Below are 2,831 nucleotides of genomic sequence, written 5' to 3'. Positions count from 1 at the left end.
TACTGGGAAATCTCATCTTGAGGGGGGCTTCACGCTTAGATGCTTTCAGCGCTTATCCCGTCCGTACTTGGCTACCCAGCGGTGCTCCTGGCGGAACAACTGGTACACCAGCGGTACGTCCATCCCGGTCCTCTCGTACTAAGGACAGCTCCTCTCAAATTTCCTGCGCCCGCGACAGATAGGGACCGAACTGTCTCACGACGTTCTGAACCCAGCTCGCGTACCGCTTTAATGGGCGAACAGCCCAACCCTTGGGACCTACTTCAGCCCCAGGATGCGATGAGCCGACATCGAGGTGCCAAACCTCCCCGTCGATGTGGACTCTTGGGGGAGATAAGCCTGTTATCCCCAGGGTAGCTTTTATCCGTTGAGCGATGGCCCTTCCATACGGAACCACCGGATCACTAAGCCCGACTTTCGTCCCTGCTCGACCTGTACGTCTCGCAGTCAAGCTCCCTTCTGCCTTTGCACTCTGCGAATGATTTCCAACCATTCTGAGGGAACCTTGGGGCGCCTCCGTTACGCTTTAGGAGGCGACCGCCCCAGTCAAACTGCCCGCCTGACACGGTCCCCGTACCGGTTTCACGGTACCGGGTTAGAACCTAGATCCGATCAGGGTGGTATCCCAACGGCGCCTCCACACATGCTGGCGCACATGCTTCAACGGCTCCCACCTATCCTGTACAGACCGTACCCAAGTCCAATATCAAGCTGCAGTAAAGCTCCATGGGGTCTTTCCGTCTTGTCGCGGGTAACCTGCATCTTCACAGGTAGTAAAATTTCACCGGATCTCTCGTTGAGACAGCGCCCAAGTCGTTACGCCATTCGTGCGGGTCAGAATTTACCTGACAAGGAATTTCGCTACCTTAGGACCGTTATAGTTACGGCCGCCGTTTACTGGGGCTTCAATTCACAGCTTCGGGTTGCCCCTAACCGCTCCTCTTAACCTTCCAGCACCGGGCAGGCGTCAGCCCGTATACTTCGCCTTGCGGCTTCGCACAGACCTGTGTTTTTGCTAAACAGTCGCTTGGGCCTTTTCACTGCGGCCCCCTCGGGCTATTCACCCTACCGAGGCACCCCTTCTCCCGAAGTTACGGGGTCATTTTGCCGAGTTCCTTAACGAGAGTTCTTCCGCGCGCCTTAGCATGCTCTGCTCGCCCACCTGTGTCGGTTTGCGGTACGGGCACCTTCGCCTCTCTAGAGGCTTTTCTTGACAGCATGAGTACAAGACCTTCGCTACTGCGATTTTCGCTCCCCGTTACAGCCCAGCCTTGCGATGCGCGGATTTGCCTACGCACCAGCCTCGCTGCTTGGACAGGCTCTTCCATCCGCCTGCGTCTTTGCCCTTCTGTGTCACCCCATCGATGATAACGGCTACGGTGGTACAGGAATTTCAACCTGTTGTCCATCGACTACGCCTTTCGGCCTCGCCTTAGGTCCCGACTTACCCTGAGCGGACGAACCTTCCTCAGGAACCCTTAGGCTTTCGGCGGACAAGATTCTCACTTGTCTTTTCGTTACTTATACCGGCATTCTCACTTGTATGCAGTCCAGCCGTCCTTGCGATCGACCTTCAACCCGCATACAACGCTCCCCTACCCAAGCACATCTTTAGATGTGCCAGCCATAGCTTCGGTGGCGTGTTTAGCCCCGTTACATTTTCGGCGCAGAGTCACTCGACCAGTGAGCTATTACGCACTCTTTCAATGGTGGCTGCTTCTAAGCCAACATCCTGGTTGTCTTTGCAACTCCACATCCTTTCCCACTTAACACGCACTTCGGGACCTTAGCTGATGGTCTGGGCTGTTTCCCTCTTGACGATGGATCTTAGCACTCACCGTCTGACTCCCGGACATACGTAGGCGGCATTCAGAGTTTGACTGGACTTGGTAACCCTTGGCGGGCCCCGCACCCAATCAGTGCTTTACCTCCGCTACGCTCATTCCGAGGCTAGCCCTAAAGCTATTTCGGGGAGAACCAGCTATCTCCGTGTTCGATTGGAATTTCTCCCCTACCCCCACCTCATCCCCGAATTTTTCAACATTCGTGGGTTCGGGCCTCCAGTGCGTGTTACCGCACCTTCACCCTGGACAGGGGTAGATCACACGGTTTCGGGTCTACAGCCACGTACTATGGGCGCCCTATTCAGACTCGCTTTCGCTGCGGCTCCGCCTCTTCGGCTTAACCTTGCACGTGACCGTAACTCGCCGGTTCATTCTACAAAAGGCACGCCATCACCCATTAACGGGCTCTGACTTTTTGTAAGCACACGGTTTCAGGTTCTTTTCACTCCGCTCCCGCGGTTCTTTTCACCTTTCCCTCACGGTACTGCTTCACTATCGGTCGCTAGGGAGTATTTAGCCTTGGCAGATGGTCCTGCCGGATTCATACGGGGTTTCACGTGCCCCGCACTACTCGGGATTCGTCTAGGCATACGCAGACTTTCGGCTACGGGATTGTTACCCCCTGTGATGGGCCTTTCCAGACCGCTTCACCTAATCTGCTTTTGCCACGTTGACGTCCCACAACCCCGAGGGACAAGTCCCTCGGTTTAGGCTGTTCCGCGTTCGCTCGCCGCTACTGACGGAATCACTCTTGTTTTCTCTTCCTCCAGGTACTTAGATGTTTCAGTTCCCTGGGTGTGCCTCCTCGTTGCCTATGGATTCAGCAACGGGTACGCGCGCATTACCACGCGTGGGTTTCCCCATTCGGACATCCCCGGATCCAAGCCTGCTTACGGCTCCCCGAGGCATTTCGTCGTTCGCCACGTCCTTCGTCGGCTCCTAGCGCCTAGGCATCCACCGTGTGCCCTTACTAGCTTAACCTTCACT

The 2,831-nt window shown here is 55.8% G+C and carries 1 rRNA gene; it reads right to left on the bottom strand.

The features are described 5' to 3' along the window. Nucleotides 1-2,825 (bottom strand): 23S ribosomal RNA (locus EXY20_RS38640); the annotation flags it as partial. Nucleotides 2,826-2,831: the final 6 nt, after the last annotated feature.

Origin of the sequence: Paenibacillus cymbidii (assembly GCF_004764705.1) — a bacterium.
In the GTDB taxonomy this organism is placed as follows: Bacteria; Bacillota; Bacilli; order Paenibacillales; family NBRC-103111; genus Paenibacillus_AN; species Paenibacillus_AN cymbidii.
This window is presented reverse-complemented; position numbering and strand designations above follow the sequence as displayed.